Origin of the sequence: Sinorhizobium kostiense (assembly GCF_017874595.1) — a bacterium.
Taxonomy (GTDB): domain Bacteria; phylum Pseudomonadota; class Alphaproteobacteria; order Rhizobiales; family Rhizobiaceae; genus Sinorhizobium; species Sinorhizobium kostiense.
The window spans coordinates 1,300,676-1,314,439 of record NZ_JAGILA010000001.1; the positions used below are offsets into that span (position 1 = coordinate 1,300,676).

Here is a 13,764-nt window from a genome sequence, read left to right on the forward strand (position 1 = left end):
CGAGCTTCGTGAAACTGCTCAAGGCGCGTGGCAGCACACTCGGCCTTAGAGCTTTCTGAGTTATGAGAATGGAACCATCCTGCCGGAGGCTTGGGCGCAAAGATGCCGGCCCTTCGGGTTGGCTGAAGAGGGCGGCCGGGTTGCTCGGCTGAGCTGGATACTTTAGGGGGAGCCGCCGATCGCCACATAGACGAGAATGCCCAGCATGATCGCGAGGGCTGCGATGGGGAGCGCCAGCCAAAGCCATTGCCGGATCGGGCTAATTCTTTCCGTATCGGAAAGCGGCCGCAACGCATCGGCATATTCGGTCGAGATATCCGCCGGCTTTTTCCGGAGCTGGCCGGCTCGCGCGTTTCTGGTCACTTCGCCAGTCAAGGGCGTACCCGCTGCCTCGGCGTCCGTCTCGAGCGGCGCCGCTGCGGGATCGAAACCGCGCGTCTTGTCACCTGTCCGCCCGTGCTGGACATCGCCGCGTATCTGTGCAGGGTTGGGATCAGGGCGACGAGCCATGCTCTCTCCTCATCATCTAGAAACGCAAACCGGCTGGCGGGAAATTTGGCGCTCAGCGGGGTCTACTCTCCGGCGGCCGCTCGTAAAGCCTGTCAATCTCCCGTTTCTGCGCTTCCTTGGTGGCAGGCGGGATCGGCCGCTGCCTCATGATCGCATAGACGATCGCCGCTCCGAGCGCGAAAGCACCGCCTGCAGTCGCAATCAGCCATAGATAATCCATCATCATTGCCTCGGCCTCCTAGATGTCGCGCCGCGGGCGCACACGCCTCGTCTTGGCCAGTCAGTCACGCCGCGGCGGTTTCGCCTCGCCAAAGCGCACCTCCTCGCGTTCGGGGTTCTCGGCGATCGCCTGCTCCTCTTCGTCATCGGGAAGAGCTTCGTCCGTGTCGATATTCGCCTCATCACGGCTGGGGACGGGCGGAACCCGGCCCTGATCCACGGGATGCGCCTCTTCGGTGTTCCGCGCGCTCTCGGGCAGCTCTTCCTCTACGGCAGGGCTCGGCCTCGTGAGGTCCGTGTCTTTAGGGGTGTTCGGTACCATTGTTGTCTCCCTTCCGTCAGGGAAAGCACCATGCTGGCGAAATTGTTCCGACCCCAATCACCGTCAGCCCCACACGCATTTTTTAAGGGACTGCTACGCCGGAGAAACAGCAGGCCCAGCCGATCGCCCGTCGAGCCTTCCGGCAGGGATCAGTGCTTGGCGGTCACGTTGCGTTCTTCACGTTCGAGAAACTTGTGCGTGATCTCGTCTGCGTGCCGGTCGAGCCATTCAGCCATCGCGATCTCCTGCTGCAGGATGGTCTCGCAGACCCGCTTCGTTTCCTGGTCGCCGACGTGATCGGCAGCAGCAATCAAGATCTTGTAGCTGGCTATCTCCATCTGCTCGAACGTGTAGCTCGCAAGCGTTCCCTTCACGACCTCGTCTCCGACGAAAAGGCCGCTCAGCCCCTGTCCAATGGCCACTATCTTGCCGGTTATGTCCTTGATGGAGGAAGTCCCGCCGTGCAAACGCTCAAGGCACCGCTCGAGCATGTCAGCTTGGTCGCGGGTTTCCTGCAGGTGCTTGTCGATCTGGGCCTTCAGTTCCGGGTAATTTTCAAGGCGACTGGATTGGCTGGTCAGCATGGTGATCGCCTGTTCCTCCATTGCATGGGCGTCTCGAAGCCAGGCCTGCAAATGTTCGGTCGCGGTACCCATCGTTCACTCCTTTGCGATTTGTGGCCCTCCAACCGTCGCCTCGGAAGATTGTTCCAGCGGAGCCCCGCCGCGTCGTCGGTTTCGGAACAATTCCAGTTCCTGGAGATTGAAGGCAGGATGATGCGAGACGCCCGGCCATGGCAGCGGCGGAGGTCGAAAAGTCAAATGCAAGAAGTCCTGAAGGTATACCGGCTTACTCCCTTGGCCGAACCCGACGACCCGAATTGGCAAAACGCCAGTTATCAGGGTGAGGTCATGGTGATTGCCAGATCAAGCGGCGATGCGCGTGTGGTCGCGTCCGAGGCCGAGCTCGATTTCATGGAAATCGACGCAAAACCGGCGGAAGGCGTCACGACTGAAATGGCAAGCGCCTTCCGGAGCGACAAGCTCTACAGCGTGATCGAGGAGGGCCCCGCGCCCACGGGCGCTGAGCGAGGCGTGATTGGCGGCTCGGTAAGCGTCGACAACATCATTTCAACGCAGGTTTGAGCTGTAGTACCTCGCAGTCATCTGGCGTCGCATGAGACGGCACGAACAATGGGTAGAGCGGTCGCGAAAGAGTGTGAGCGCAATCCCCTATAACCCTTCATCCTGCTGCTTAGAGACCGAACGGGAATGTGTCCGGCACGCCCTCTGCGGCATGTTCCGGGCCAAGCGGGATTATCGGCGTAGTCTCGTCGAACCAGACGAAGGCGTCGAACTGGTTGGGGAGCGAAGCATAGGCGTAATGGCTGAGCCGTTCCGTCTCCGGCCTGTAGATCACGCCGATGAACCGTTCGAGCCTCGGCTCCTGAAGCCGCTCCGCGAGGACGGCATCGCGAGAGAAGTCGAGCAGGAAGCGCTCGATCCGGGTATCATGGAGAAGGCGCTCGTAGCTGTCTTCGAGGGAAGAACGGATCGTCTTCACCTCCATTTTGCCGCCCCAGTCGCTTGCCGCTGCAACCCTCCCGCCATGCGTGCCGAAGCCAATCAGAGCCGTCTCGCCGGGGTAGTTCTCCCGGCAGAGTTGACCAAGGTTCAACTCGTCGCGTGTTGTTCCCATGTCCGTCTGGCGCGCATCGCCGATATGTGAATTGTGCGCCCAGACGACCGCTTTCGCCCTAGGACCTCGTGCATCGAGCAAATGCCGCAGCGTCTCGAACATATGCGTGTCCCGCAAGTTCCAGGATTCGGCCCCGCCATAATACATGATCCGATAATACCGCTCCGCCGAGGCGATCAGGCGGGCATTCTGCGCCGCATCGATAAGCTCGTCCCCTGCTTCGAGCCCCGCGTGCAATTGCTTCTCCAGCAATTCGCGGCACTGTTTCACGACCGCCCCCTCGCATTTGCGGAAACCTTCCGTCAGTGCCGCACGGCCGTAGGTCGAGGGCTCGTTCTGCCAAGGTGTGAGGCACCCGTAGCGCTCGCGCGCTATCGCCGCCGCTCGCGGATCCGTCTCCTCCAGATATTCCAGGACAGCGGCCATCGCCGCCCGCATGTTGTAGATATCGAGGCCATAGAACCCGGCGCGCCCGGGCTCTTCCGTTTTTTCACCATTGTGGCGGCGCAGCCACTCGACAAAATCCTTCACCTCCAGATTTCGCCACATCCACACAGGAAATCGTTCGAAGGCCGTGTGCCTAGGAGCGCTGGCCGGCCGGTGGCGAACATATCGGTCGATTACGGCCGCATCCGGCCAGTCGGCCTCGATGGCAACAATCGTGAATCCGTGCGCCTCGATCAGCCGGCGGGTAATCGCCGCGCGGGCACGATAGAATTCGGACGTGCCGTGACTGGCCTCGCCTAGCAGGACAATCCGCCGTTCGGCAAATCGATCGAACAGGCGTCCAAAGGCGGGATCGTCGAAATCGGGCAGGGCCTCGGCAGCATCGGCGATCCTCTCGGAGAGCGAGTTTGCCGGCCTCGGCCCGACGCGCGATCCCGCCAGATCATCGCTCCAACCCTGCTCCCCGACAAGCGGAACGAACCTGACGCCGCCGAGGTCCTGCTCCTCGAAATCGGTGGCATTGACGCGCGTGATCTTCATGAGACGTTGCTCGTCGCGCGGGCCCACGGGCACCACCAGATGGCCGCCGATATCCAGTTGCTCCTTCAGCGCGTGCGGCACCTCCGGTCCGCCGGCCGCTACCAGGATCGCGTCGAACGGCCCTGCCTTCGGCCAGCCGGTGCTGCCGTCGCCGATGCGCACGTCGATATTGTCGTAACCGCCTTCGGCGAAACGCCTTTGAGCCGCTCCCGCCAACCCGGCGTGGCGCTCGATCGTATAGACGTGACCGGCGATCCGACTGAGAACGGCCGCGGCATAGCCGGAGCCGGTGCCGATTTCGAGAACGATGTCTCCCGGTCGGACCTCGGCGCGCTCGATCATCAGCGCGACGATGTAGGGTTGGGAGATGGTCTGGCCATGGCCAATCGAGAGTGCCGTGTCCTCGTAGGCGAATTCCTCGTATCCGGGCTCGACGAAGGTCTCGCGCCTGACGCTACGCATCGCCTCGAGAACGTCCGGATTCGTGATCCCACGACGGGAGAGATGGGCCGCGATCATTCGCTCTCGGGCACGGGAATAGTCGATCATGAGGAGTACCCCACCGCCGTGCCGGACCCGCGTGGCTATGCTGCAACGCCCGGCACCGTGTGGAACCACGATCGGAATGCATTGTTCCCCGCTCTAGACGCGGGGAGTTGTGGCAGGCGTGACGCCACTAAAGGATCGGCTTGCCGCCCGTAACGGCAATCGTTGCACCGGAGACGTAACTCGACATCGGATCGGCCAGCATGACGTAGGTGGACGCGAGTTCCACCGGCTGGCCTGGCCTTTTCATCGGGACCTGCTTGCCGAAATTCGTCACCGACTCCTCCGGAAGAGTCGAGGGGATCAGCGGTGTCCAGATCGGCCCCGGAGCCACGGCATTCGCCCGTATGCCCTTCTCCGCCAGCAACTGCGACAGCCCGGCGGTGAAATTCTGGATGGCGCCTTTCGTGGTTGCATAGGCAAGCAGCGTCGGGTTCGGGCTGTCGGCGTTGATCGAGGTGGTGTTGATGATCGAACTGCCCGGCTGCATATGAGGCACGGCTGCCTTCGTGAGGTAGAACATCGCATGGATGTTGACGCGGAAGGTCAGTTCCCATTCCTCTTCCGTTATCCCTTCGATGCTCTTGAACGAGGCCTGATGGGCCGCATTGTTGACGAGGATGTCGATGCCGCCGAGCTCGCGGATCGCGGTTTCGACGATGTGTCGGCAATGTGCGGCGGTCTGGATGTCGCCCGCGACGAGCACCGCCTTGCGGCCTGCCTCTTCCACGAGCGCCTGTGTCGCCTTGGCATCCTCGTGCTCGTCGAGATAAGCGATGAGAACGTCGGCCCCCTCGCGCGCATAGGCTATTGCGACAGCACGCCCTATGCCGCTGTCGCCGCCGGTGATGATGGCCTTCTTGCCCGCGAGCCGGCCTGATCCCTTGTATGTGTTTTCCCCGTGGTCCGGAAGCGGTTTCATCCGGTCCGTGGCGCCCGGCATCGGTTGGCTCTGGCGTTCAAAGGGAGGGCTGGGAAATTTCTCCATCTCGAGGCTCCTTCGTGGATTAAGGCAAACTGTTAGCGCGTGCTTGCATCAACGACGGTCGCGGGGCCTAACTCAGGCCCTCCTCCTTTGTTCCGGAATGGAACTTCGCCTGTGTGCTGGCGTTGACCGCAAGAGACCCCGCCAATGGAGAGCGACATGACCAAGCGCGAAGAGAAATCGAAGGGCGCGACGAAAGCCATCCCGATGGGCGATCGTGTCGAGAAGGATAGTGACCTGCACCCCGGGTCCGGCGAGCCCCCACTCGAGCCCGACGAAATCATGAGGCGACGGGCCGCCCGTGAAGCGACCCGCCTGAAGAGGGACGAGTATCTGGTCGAAACGGACCTGGAAGACGCCGACGAGCGTTTCCCCTTAGCGAACATGAAAGATTAACAATCGAATCCGGGAGATGAATCATGAAGACGCCAAAGCCGGGACCGCCTGGCACCACGGAACAGTCGCCGAGGTGGGAGGGTCCGGAGGAGACGCGGCCAAGAGGATACCTGCCCGCGAAAGACGACCCCAAGCGTGACAGGGACGCGGTCGGGGAAAACCTGAAAGATCCCCATCGCGGCAAGCTATCCGATGCCTTGAAACAGAAAGGCGAATAGCAAGGGGGGCGCCACGCCCGACCGGCGCAAGCGGCGGATCGCGCCGGTCGGGGACTCACTCCAACAAATCGCAATCGTGGTGGGCGAAATCGCCTGCAAACTGGAACCGAGCGCCGGATCCGGGGTTTGGCGATGGATTCGATCAACAACGAAAGGGAGTAGAAAAATGGCCAGCAGAAAAGAATGGTGGAGCAGCGATCCCGCTCGACGCTACGGCACATCCGGCAGGGACTGGTATGGCGCCGATGAGCGGAGGCGCAGAAGCCGCCGTTTCGGTGGATACAGCGATCCGTGGGGGGCCGACGACGAAAATTCGGAATATTTCCCGGATGCGGAAACTGGACGCGCCGGTGCCTATCGTCGGATGGGAGAAGAGTATGATTGGTCGGACCGGGAGCGCGCGTTCCGCGACTATCATGGGCCGGGCTACGGATACCGTAGCGGAACCTATCCGCGAGCCTATCCGGGGTATGGCTATGTGTCGCGCTCCTATCGCGACTACGATCGGGATGACGACCGAGATTACGACCGGGATTACGAGGAGCGTGGTTTCTTCGAGCGCGCCGGTGACGAGATCGCGTCCTGGTTCGGAGACGAGGACGCCGAGCGCAGGCGCAGGATGGATGAATACCGCGGCCGCGGACCGAAGGGATACACCCGTTCCGATAGCCGAATTCAGGAAGACGTGAGCGACCGCCTGAGCGACGACGGAGCACTTGACGCGTCCGACATCGAAGTTTCGGTGCGGGGAGGCGAGGTGACGCTTAGCGGCTTCGTCGACTCGAAATGGGCGAAACGTCGGGCCGAGGATTGCGCCGAGGACGTGTCCGGCGTCACCAACGTGCAGAATAACATCCGCGTCCGCGGTGCTGAGACCTCGGCGGCGTGGACAAGCGGCGAAAGCGGCCGCAACACCTAGGACGTTGCGCGTAGAGTGCTTACTGCCCCAGCAAGCGGGCCCTCAAAGCCGGGGCCCGCCTTGGCCTTAGACTTGGGCTCGGCACGCGACAGAAAATCAAGCATCCGCGCCTCATCCGCACGCAATTCCGGCTTTGCCCGGCCGGGCCTCCGCAATTGCTTGGCCGCGACCGTGGATCCCTTATCGGCGAGCGCAATGATCTGCGGGTGGATATAGCTCTTGCGGCAAATCGCCGGCGTATTGCAGAGCGCCGTGGCCGACGCCTCGGCCATCGCCTTCACTGTTGGGCATTGCTCCGCTTCCAGTGCCGCCCGCGCTGCCACAAAGGCAGCAACGCTTCCCGCCCAGGTGCGGAATGTTTTTGCGGAGACAGGGAGGCCCGCGATTTGCGAGAGGTAGCGGTTGAGGCGGCCCGAATCGACCGACCGCAGCGCGCCGGTCTCGTCCTTCCACACGAACAGCTGGCGCCCCGGCAAGTCGGCGATTTCCTCGAGCAGCCGCTGAAGCTTCGGGCGGCGCAGCTGCCGCCGGACTCGCTTGCCGCCTTTTGCCGTGAAGCGCAGTTCAATGCCATCATCCGCCAGCCTGACGTGCCGCTTCAACAGGGTCGTCGCACCGTAGGTGCTGTTTTCCTGGACGTATTCGCGGTTCCCCGGGCGAAGATGCGCCTCGTCGAGGAGCGCCACCATCGCGGCAAGCACTGTCTGGACGCTTTCCCGCTTGCCGTCCATGTGGCGCCGGATCGTGCGCCTGATCCTGGGCAGCGCCTTGCCGAACGGCACCAATTGAGCGAATTTATCAGCACTCCTGAGCGCTTGCCATGCTTGATGGTAGCGATATTGCTTCCGCCCGCGCGCGTCGTATCCCGTCGCTTGCAGGTAGCCCCTCTCATCCATGCAGATCCAGACCTTCTTATAGGCGGGAGGGATGCCCAGGGAAGCGATACGGGCTTTCACCGCCGGATCGATAATCGTCGACCCGTCCGGCATTTTATAAACGAAACCTTTGCCGCAGCGTCGCCGCGTGATTCCCGGTTCGCAGTCGCTGACATAAACGAGATCTTCCGCCGAAATCTCCTGCTTGACGGCGAGCGACTGCCGGCTGCTTTCACCTAGCGGTCCGGCTCGGCCTCTTGCGCTGATCTCGCGCTTTTCACTGAGGTGCAACTGCATTTGGCTCTGTCTCTTCTTGCTGGAGCTGCCGAATGGGAGGTAACGCAATGCTGCCTTGGTAAGGTCCCTCGACGGGTTTGAATTCGAATACCGACCTGCAACGCAACCGACCGTGCCGGGAACATATTCCACCGCGGGAGGTTCCAACCGCACTCATCGGCAGACGGGAGACAACCATGCGCAAAGCTCTGAAAGACGCTGTGGTGGTGATCACCGGCGCCTCGTCCGGCGTCGGGCAGGCGACCGCGGAGGAATTTGCCAAGCAGGGCTCACGGCTGGTGCTGGCTGCGCGCGATGCGGCGGCGTTGCAGAGTGTTGCGAAGACCTGTCGCGAGCTCGGAGCAGAGGTTCTGGTCGCTCCGACCGACGTGACGAATGCGGATGCCGTGAAGAACCTGGCAAAGAAGGCAATGAGCTTCGGCAAGATAGACGTCTGGTTCAGCAACGTTGGCGTCGGGGCCGTCGGGCGCTTCGAGGAGACCCCGATCGAAGCGCATGACCGTGTCCTCAGCACGAACCTGATCGGCCATTTCCATGATGCGCACGCTGCTATTCCGATTTTCCTCAAGCAGCGCCACGGCACCTTCATCAACATGATCTCCCTCGGCGGATTCGCCTCCACACCTTTCGCGGCCGCCTACAGCGCAAGCAAGTTCGGGTTACGGGGCTTTTCCGAAGCGCTGCGCGCGGAGCTTGCCGACGAACCCGATATCCATGTCTGCGATGTCTATCCGACCTTCCTCGACACGCCGGGCGTGGCCCACGGCGCGAACTATACGGGCCGCAGGCTCAGCGTGCCTCCTCTCGTCTATGATGCACGCCGCGTCGCTCGCGCCGTCGTTCGCCTGGCGCAGAATCCACGTCCTTCGATGACCCTCGGCGTGATGGCCGATCTGGCTCGCGTTGCGCATCTTCTGGCGCCGAATACCACAGCACGTCTCCTCGCCCGCCTCACCACACGCTATCTCAAGCAAGCGCCGCGCGTAGAAAAGAGCCACGGCAACCTGTTCCGGCCGCCTGCCATCGCTGGCGGCGTAGAGGGTGGCTGGCGTTCACGGAGACGGATACCCACTGCCGCCCTGGCAACAGCTGCCGTCGCCGGGCTGGCGCTTGCCTTGGTGATCACCACCAGAATGCGCCGGCGCTAACGGCTTAGCCCGCAGGTCAGTCAGTAACTTGAGTGGGCTGCCGCCGCGATCAATGCAGCGTCTTCGACTTCGAGGGAGTGATTGGAGCGGGCGCGACGTTGTGAGTGCCGGTTGCCACGACATATTGTTCGACCAATTCCATCAGCGCCAACGCGATTTCTTCCCAAGACCACCCGGCGCCTTCGGCCGCTCGCGTCAAGGCGTCGAACTCGTCATTCAGCGCGCGTTCGCACTCGCGCTGCCGGTCGCCACTGTGTTCACAAATAGCTGTCAGAACAAGCTTGGTCATGTTGCCTCCGTTGAGAAAGCAACTCCTTAAACGCGCTAAGGTTCCGGCGAAACGTCGCCAATAACGCGGTGACTATACTTTGATGCAGAAGCAGTTGCAGCGGCTGCCGCAACGCAAAGACACCCGCGGCGGGAGGCCGTTGTGCCGGAAGAAATTCGCGAATTGACCCGCATCACCAATGACGCGGGTCAACTGTTTTGTTGGCTCACCAGGTCTGGCGGTTGTACCAGTCGTCAATGTCTTGCCTGATGCGGTCTCTGGCTATTCCGTAACGTTCTTGGATCTTGCCTTCGAGCTGGTCACGGTTACCGTCGATCTCATCAAGGTCATCGTCGGTTAGCTTGCCCCACTGTTCCTTCACCTTACCTCTGAGCTGCTTCCAATTGCCTTCGATGCGATTCCAATCCATTGGACCCTCCTGTTCTCAAACCGCACTTCATCAACCCTAATGCGTGGCCGGACTTTTGGTTTCGGCCGAGGTGCTGGAAATTTCCGCTCACCAGGGCAGGAGACTGGAATATGGTCCTTCTTCGAGCCGCGGCCGCTGGAGGGGAGCGGGGATTTGGCGCGCCCGCGGCTAGGCGAAGTGGGTGGTCTCATCGGACAGATGTTCTGAACGAAAGCAGGCGACTGGAACTATGAGCGTTCCCGGCAGTTAACCGGAGTAGCCAACCAAGGAGGACGATTGGATGCATCTTATTGGCGTGCAAGTCATCCCGGAGCAGGGCGGGAAGGCAGGATTTACCGTCGAATTCGTCGGTGAGCGGGGCGAGATAGTTTCCGTCTCGATGCGCAATGATGCCGCCCGCAGTCTCAATCGGCTGAATGCGATCGAACAGGCCAAGGCAATCTTCAGCGAACTCGCAAACACGGACATCGAAACGATCGAAAACGGGGGCACCACAGTGGGCGAGCCGAAAATGCGGCACAGCGCGCGCACTACGAAAGATGCCGACGAAATGGAAAGTCAGCTCGACGAAGGACTTGAGGATAGTTTCCCGGCAAGTGATCCCGTATCCATCACCGTTTCGACGGTACCCACGGACCGTGTGCGGCGCCGGAAGTGATTGCCGTCGTGTCATCACCATCGTATTTCGCGGTGGAACCGCTCCTGCCCAGGCTTGCTGCGGACCGGCGGAAGCAATTCGAGGTTTTTTCATGGTGCCGGGGGATATCGGGCTTCCGACAGGAACCAAAATGCAACACAGGCATTTTCCTCCGCGTTACCGAAAATTTACCTCGGGCAGAAGGACGATAGTCGATATGCCTGCCACAATCAGCGAAGCGCGCCAGCCGTCACCGCAAGTAGAAGAGCAGGTCGTTGACCTGATCCCGGCCTTGCGAGCTTTCGCGCGCACCTTCACGTCGGCGTCATTTGAGGCGGATGACCTCGTGCAGGAGACTTTGCTGCGCGCACTGCGCAGCATCAACCAGTTCGAGCCCGGTACGAGTCTCAAGTCCTGGCTTTTCACAATCATGCGCAACGCTTTCCGCACGCAATATAAACTCCGCAAACGCGAGAGCCCCGGGAACACCGATTACGCGGAATTGTCCATTCCAGCGGCGCCCTCGCAGGAATGGTCGGTCCTGAATGGCGAGCTTCGCCAAGCGTTGGGATCACTCACTCCCGAGCATCGCGAGGTTCTTGTTCTCGTTGCCGGTTTCGGAATGAGTTACAAGGAAGCCGCCGACATCTGCGACTGCGCAATTGGCACGATCAAGAGCCGGCTGAGCCGGGCCCGCGAAGAGCTGACGGTCCAAATGCACGGAAATCCCTTGAATTGACGTTGAGCCGCTGTCTCTGCCGAACAGTGCCGGGCGACTCCCCAAGTGACCCCAAAGCCATCGCATTCCAAGTTCTGCTCAGGAGGTGAAGACGTGTTCCGCCCGAAAACGGTGCGCGCACGGGTTATCTTGCCCGAGCGTTAAGGGCCTTTTGCAACTGCCGCGCCAATTCGAGAAGGCGCTCGGGAACCGCCTCCTTCTGGATCTCGTCCATGAGCAGGGCGACTTGCTCGTCGATCGTCTTGCTACTGGCCGGCTCCCCTGGCGCCTTGTTGTCACTCATTCGCGCTTCCTCATTCATGCAGAACTGGAAGACAAATATTCTTCCAGGCTCCTGGTGTAAATTCGAAATGAGTGGGCATCGGGTCACGCGCGTCCATGGCCGGCAGACGACCAGCTTACTTAGGATTTCGAGGCATGCTGCGGCTTGCCCTTGCGCTTGGTCGAAGCCATCTCCTTCAGTTCCTTTTCGCTCATGGATTGAACCATTCCCTTCGAAGCGCCTTTGAGTTCGCTTTTCTTCTTCTCGCCACGCTTGGCAGCAAGGGCAGCGCCGGCAGCCATTTGCTGCGCCTTCGATTTTGCAGGCATTTCAATTCCTCCTTCAGCATGACGCTGGAGCGGCACTGGAACCGGCGAGCGTTGATTATGTTCCCCTGAATTCGTCCGTGGGGAAGAGAAGTTGTATTCGCTCGAGTTGGTCAAACGAACCAGGGCATTCGGTCGGATTTTGGGTGACCGCCGCATGTACTCCGGATAGAGAGTGCACGTTTCGGTTAGGAGGAATTTCAGGGAGTACGATCAGCGCAACAGCCCTTGACCGCCGTCTACCCAAACTGGGCTCCCGGTCACGTGGCGAGCCGCGTCCGAAACGAGGAAGCAGATGACGTCGGCCACGTCTTCCGCTTCCCCGGGCTCACCGCCCGTAAGCGGCACGTCGCCTTCCGGCCATTCTACCGGGACGGAAGTTTCGTCAGGAGCGCGCAGGTCGGTACTGTCGAGGATATTGGTCTTGATCGCGCCGGGGCAAACGGCGTTGACGCGGATACGGTGCTTGCCGAGCTCTAGCGCCAATTGCTGCACCATGGCGACCTGAGCCGCCTTTGTTGCTGCGTAGGCTGTGGCGCCCGGCGTCGTGAACGTGCGGGTGCCATTGATCGAGGATACGACGACGATCGTGCCGCCGCCGGCCGCCTTCAGATGCGGCACACAGAGGTGAAAGGTGAGATATGTGCCGCGCAGATTGGTTGCGATCGTCTCGTCCCACTCATGCGGCTTGAGATCGTCGATCGGCGCCCAGACCCCGTTGATCCCGGCATTCGCGACGACGACATCGAGCCGCCCCATATCTGTGATCAGCTGTTCGATCGCCACCCGCATTCGGCGCTCATCCGCCACGTCTGCGATAAGCGCAAGAGCCTCGCCGCCGCGTGAGCGTATCGCTTCGACGGTAGCCGCAGTCTCCTCCGGAGACCGTGCGAGCGCCGCCACGGCGATGCCATCTTCGGCGAGCTTCAATGCGACCGCCCTGCCTATGCCGGAGCCGGCGCCGGTTACCAGTGCTACACGTTTCGATATTGGCGCTTTCACCGCTGAGATTCCTCGCTCAGGCTCACGCGAGCCGGGTCAACGCGTCCAGCTCGCGCGTTCGCAAAAAAATGAGGGGCAGCGCTTGCCGTTCAAGAGTCTTCGCGGGGCCAGCGGTTCACGCGAAATCCCGCTTCCATCGCGGCATCGAGGAATGCCGATTGAGCGACGGCTGGAGAAGCGTCCCCGTTCAATGCCGCGATGCACTCGGAAAGGGCCGTTTCACGGCCGGAGCCTGTGGTCTGAGGCCAGTGGTTCTTGAGACACAGCAGCGCATCCCTTGTGCTTTGTACCCGGAGTACGCGGTCATCCTCTTCAAGGATCACCGGCTCGTCCCACAGACGATCGACATTCAACTCAACCATATTGCTGTTTCGCCGCTGCATTGCGCCTCTCCTCCGCCGCTGCCGCCATTACTACAGCGCTGACCTCCGGATAAACTCTGGCAATATCCGCCAATGCCAGAACGCCGGCGGCGTGGCGGTTTTCGTCAACGACCACCAGGCGCCGGATTCCGCAGTTCGCCATCTTTTGCGCAGCAGTCAGAACGCTGTCGCTTGGCGAGCAGGTTTCCGGCGAAACGACCATGAATTCGCGAACGGCCACCGTCGTTGACAGCCCCTTTGCCAGGACGGATACGACGATGTCTCTGTCGGAGATGACGCCAAGGATTGCGCCGACGGGCGGAAACTCCACGGGGAGAAACCCCACCCCCGTCTCGGCCATGAGCCGCGCTGCGGACTGCGCGGAGTCGTCCATCGATATCGTGTACACAGTTGGCGTCATCAGTGATGCCACGGTGGTGAACGCGTCACGGCCGTCCATTGCTTAGACTCCTGCCGTCGACCGATGCCGGAACCTTGATCTCTTCGGAAGGAGGCGTCGGCAGGGGTAAGTCCACCTGCTGAGGCACGATAACCTGAGCTTCGGCCGAGTTCCTGCGGCGGCGAGCTTCCAGCGTGCCGGGGTTAGTCTGTCTTGGT

Annotated in this window: 21 protein-coding genes; 7 read left to right on the forward strand and 14 right to left on the reverse strand. The window is 61.3% G+C overall.

Annotation, left to right across the window (positions count from 1 at the left end):
* Positions 1–162: 162 nt before the first annotated feature.
* From J2Z31_RS05840 to J2Z31_RS05855, 4 genes are all read right to left on the reverse strand, one after another.
* Positions 163–510, reverse strand: a complete 348-nt coding sequence (locus J2Z31_RS05840; protein ID WP_209600907.1) for a hypothetical protein — start codon at positions 508–510, stop codon at positions 163–165.
* A 52-nt stretch (positions 511–562) separates the two neighbouring features.
* Positions 563–736, reverse strand: coding sequence for a hypothetical protein (locus tag J2Z31_RS05845; RefSeq protein WP_209600908.1), 174 nt, complete (start codon positions 734–736; stop codon positions 563–565).
* A 54-nt stretch (positions 737–790) separates the two neighbouring features.
* The gene (locus tag J2Z31_RS05850; protein WP_209600909.1) at positions 791–1,051 is read right to left on the reverse strand and encodes a hypothetical protein; all 261 of its coding nucleotides are present in this window, start codon (positions 1,049–1,051) and stop codon (positions 791–793) included.
* A gap of 149 nt (positions 1,052–1,200) precedes the next feature.
* Entirely contained in the window at positions 1,201–1,707 is a 507-nt protein-coding gene (locus tag J2Z31_RS05855) for a ferritin-like domain-containing protein (protein ID WP_209600910.1), read from the reverse strand.
* A gap of 165 nt (positions 1,708–1,872) precedes the next feature.
* Between J2Z31_RS05855 and J2Z31_RS05860 the strand changes: the two genes are divergently transcribed.
* Complete coding sequence (locus J2Z31_RS05860) at positions 1,873–2,196, forward strand: hypothetical protein (RefSeq protein WP_209600911.1); 324 nt, start codon at positions 1,873–1,875, stop codon at positions 2,194–2,196.
* Positions 2,197–2,305: 109 nt separating this feature from the next.
* On the opposite strand, the gene J2Z31_RS05865 is transcribed toward J2Z31_RS05860, so the two are convergent.
* Positions 2,306–4,285 (reverse strand): protein-L-isoaspartate(D-aspartate) O-methyltransferase, encoded by a 1,980-nt coding sequence (locus tag J2Z31_RS05865; protein ID WP_209600912.1) that lies wholly within the window; start codon positions 4,283–4,285, stop codon positions 2,306–2,308.
* 127 nt (positions 4,286–4,412) lie between these two features.
* Positions 4,413–5,270 carry an SDR family oxidoreductase gene (locus J2Z31_RS05870; RefSeq protein WP_209600913.1) on the reverse strand — a complete coding sequence of 286 codons (858 nt, stop codon included), beginning with the start codon at positions 5,268–5,270 and terminating at the stop codon, positions 4,413–4,415.
* A gap of 156 nt (positions 5,271–5,426) precedes the next feature.
* Here J2Z31_RS05870 and J2Z31_RS05875 point away from each other — a divergent pair, with 156 nt between their 5' ends.
* The 3 genes from J2Z31_RS05875 (at position 5,427) to J2Z31_RS05885 (ending at position 6,800) form a co-directional block, all read left to right on the forward strand.
* On the forward strand, positions 5,427–5,663 hold the full coding sequence (locus tag J2Z31_RS05875; protein WP_209600914.1) for a hypothetical protein: 237 nt from the start codon (positions 5,427–5,429) through the stop codon (positions 5,661–5,663).
* A gap of 23 nt (positions 5,664–5,686) precedes the next feature.
* Entirely contained in the window at positions 5,687–5,881 is a 195-nt protein-coding gene (locus tag J2Z31_RS05880; RefSeq protein ID WP_209600915.1) for a hypothetical protein, read from the forward strand.
* A gap of 166 nt (positions 5,882–6,047) precedes the next feature.
* Positions 6,048–6,800, forward strand: coding sequence for a BON domain-containing protein (locus J2Z31_RS05885; RefSeq protein WP_209600916.1), 753 nt, complete (start codon positions 6,048–6,050; stop codon positions 6,798–6,800).
* Here the strand turns inward: J2Z31_RS05885 and J2Z31_RS05890 are convergent.
* The gene (locus J2Z31_RS05890; RefSeq protein ID WP_209600917.1) at positions 6,797–7,972 is read right to left on the reverse strand and encodes a DNA topoisomerase IB; all 1,176 of its coding nucleotides are present in this window, start codon (positions 7,970–7,972) and stop codon (positions 6,797–6,799) included. The genes J2Z31_RS05885 and J2Z31_RS05890 overlap by 4 nt on opposite strands.
* 176 nt (positions 7,973–8,148) lie before the next feature.
* Between J2Z31_RS05890 and J2Z31_RS05895 the strand changes: the two genes are divergently transcribed.
* Positions 8,149–9,120, forward strand: a complete 972-nt coding sequence (locus J2Z31_RS05895; protein WP_209600918.1) for an SDR family oxidoreductase — start codon at positions 8,149–8,151, stop codon at positions 9,118–9,120.
* Between the two features lie 49 nt (positions 9,121–9,169).
* Here the strand turns inward: J2Z31_RS05895 and J2Z31_RS05900 are convergent, their stop codons facing one another.
* Both J2Z31_RS05900 and J2Z31_RS05905 read right to left on the reverse strand, forming a co-directional pair.
* Positions 9,170–9,409 carry a hypothetical protein gene (locus J2Z31_RS05900; protein WP_209601099.1) on the reverse strand — a complete coding sequence of 80 codons (240 nt, stop codon included), beginning with the start codon at positions 9,407–9,409 and terminating at the stop codon, positions 9,170–9,172.
* Between the two features lie 205 nt (positions 9,410–9,614).
* Entirely contained in the window at positions 9,615–9,818 is a 204-nt protein-coding gene (locus tag J2Z31_RS05905; RefSeq protein ID WP_209600919.1) for a CsbD family protein, read from the reverse strand.
* Positions 9,819–10,098: 280 nt separating this feature from the next.
* Here J2Z31_RS05905 and J2Z31_RS05910 point away from each other — a divergent pair, with 280 nt between their 5' ends.
* Positions 10,099–10,476 carry a hypothetical protein gene (locus J2Z31_RS05910; protein WP_209600920.1) on the forward strand — a complete coding sequence of 126 codons (378 nt, stop codon included), beginning with the start codon at positions 10,099–10,101 and terminating at the stop codon, positions 10,474–10,476.
* Between the two features lie 196 nt (positions 10,477–10,672).
* Complete coding sequence (locus J2Z31_RS05915; protein WP_209601085.1) at positions 10,673–11,194, forward strand: sigma-70 family RNA polymerase sigma factor; 522 nt, start codon at positions 10,673–10,675, stop codon at positions 11,192–11,194.
* Between the two features lie 124 nt (positions 11,195–11,318).
* Here the strand turns inward: J2Z31_RS05915 and J2Z31_RS05920 are convergent, their stop codons facing one another.
* From J2Z31_RS05920 to J2Z31_RS05940, 5 genes are all read right to left on the reverse strand, one after another.
* Positions 11,319–11,477 carry a hypothetical protein gene (locus tag J2Z31_RS05920; RefSeq protein ID WP_209600921.1) on the reverse strand — a complete coding sequence of 53 codons (159 nt, stop codon included), beginning with the start codon at positions 11,475–11,477 and terminating at the stop codon, positions 11,319–11,321.
* 119 nt (positions 11,478–11,596) lie between these two features.
* The gene (locus J2Z31_RS05925) at positions 11,597–11,785 is read right to left on the reverse strand and encodes a DUF3008 family protein (RefSeq protein WP_209600922.1); all 189 of its coding nucleotides are present in this window, start codon (positions 11,783–11,785) and stop codon (positions 11,597–11,599) included.
* 210 nt (positions 11,786–11,995) lie between these two features.
* Positions 11,996–12,784 (reverse strand): SDR family oxidoreductase, encoded by a 789-nt coding sequence (locus J2Z31_RS05930; RefSeq protein WP_408022010.1) that lies wholly within the window; start codon positions 12,782–12,784, stop codon positions 11,996–11,998.
* 89 nt (positions 12,785–12,873) lie between these two features.
* Positions 12,874–13,167: a DUF982 domain-containing protein gene (locus tag J2Z31_RS05935; RefSeq protein WP_234939265.1), complete on the reverse strand. Its 294-nt coding sequence runs from the start codon at positions 13,165–13,167 to the stop codon at positions 12,874–12,876.
* Positions 13,139–13,606, reverse strand: a complete 468-nt coding sequence (locus J2Z31_RS05940) for a CBS domain-containing protein (RefSeq protein ID WP_209600923.1) — start codon at positions 13,604–13,606, stop codon at positions 13,139–13,141. Before J2Z31_RS05940 ends, J2Z31_RS05935 begins: the two co-directional genes overlap by 29 nt.
* Positions 13,607–13,764: the final 158 nt, after the last annotated feature.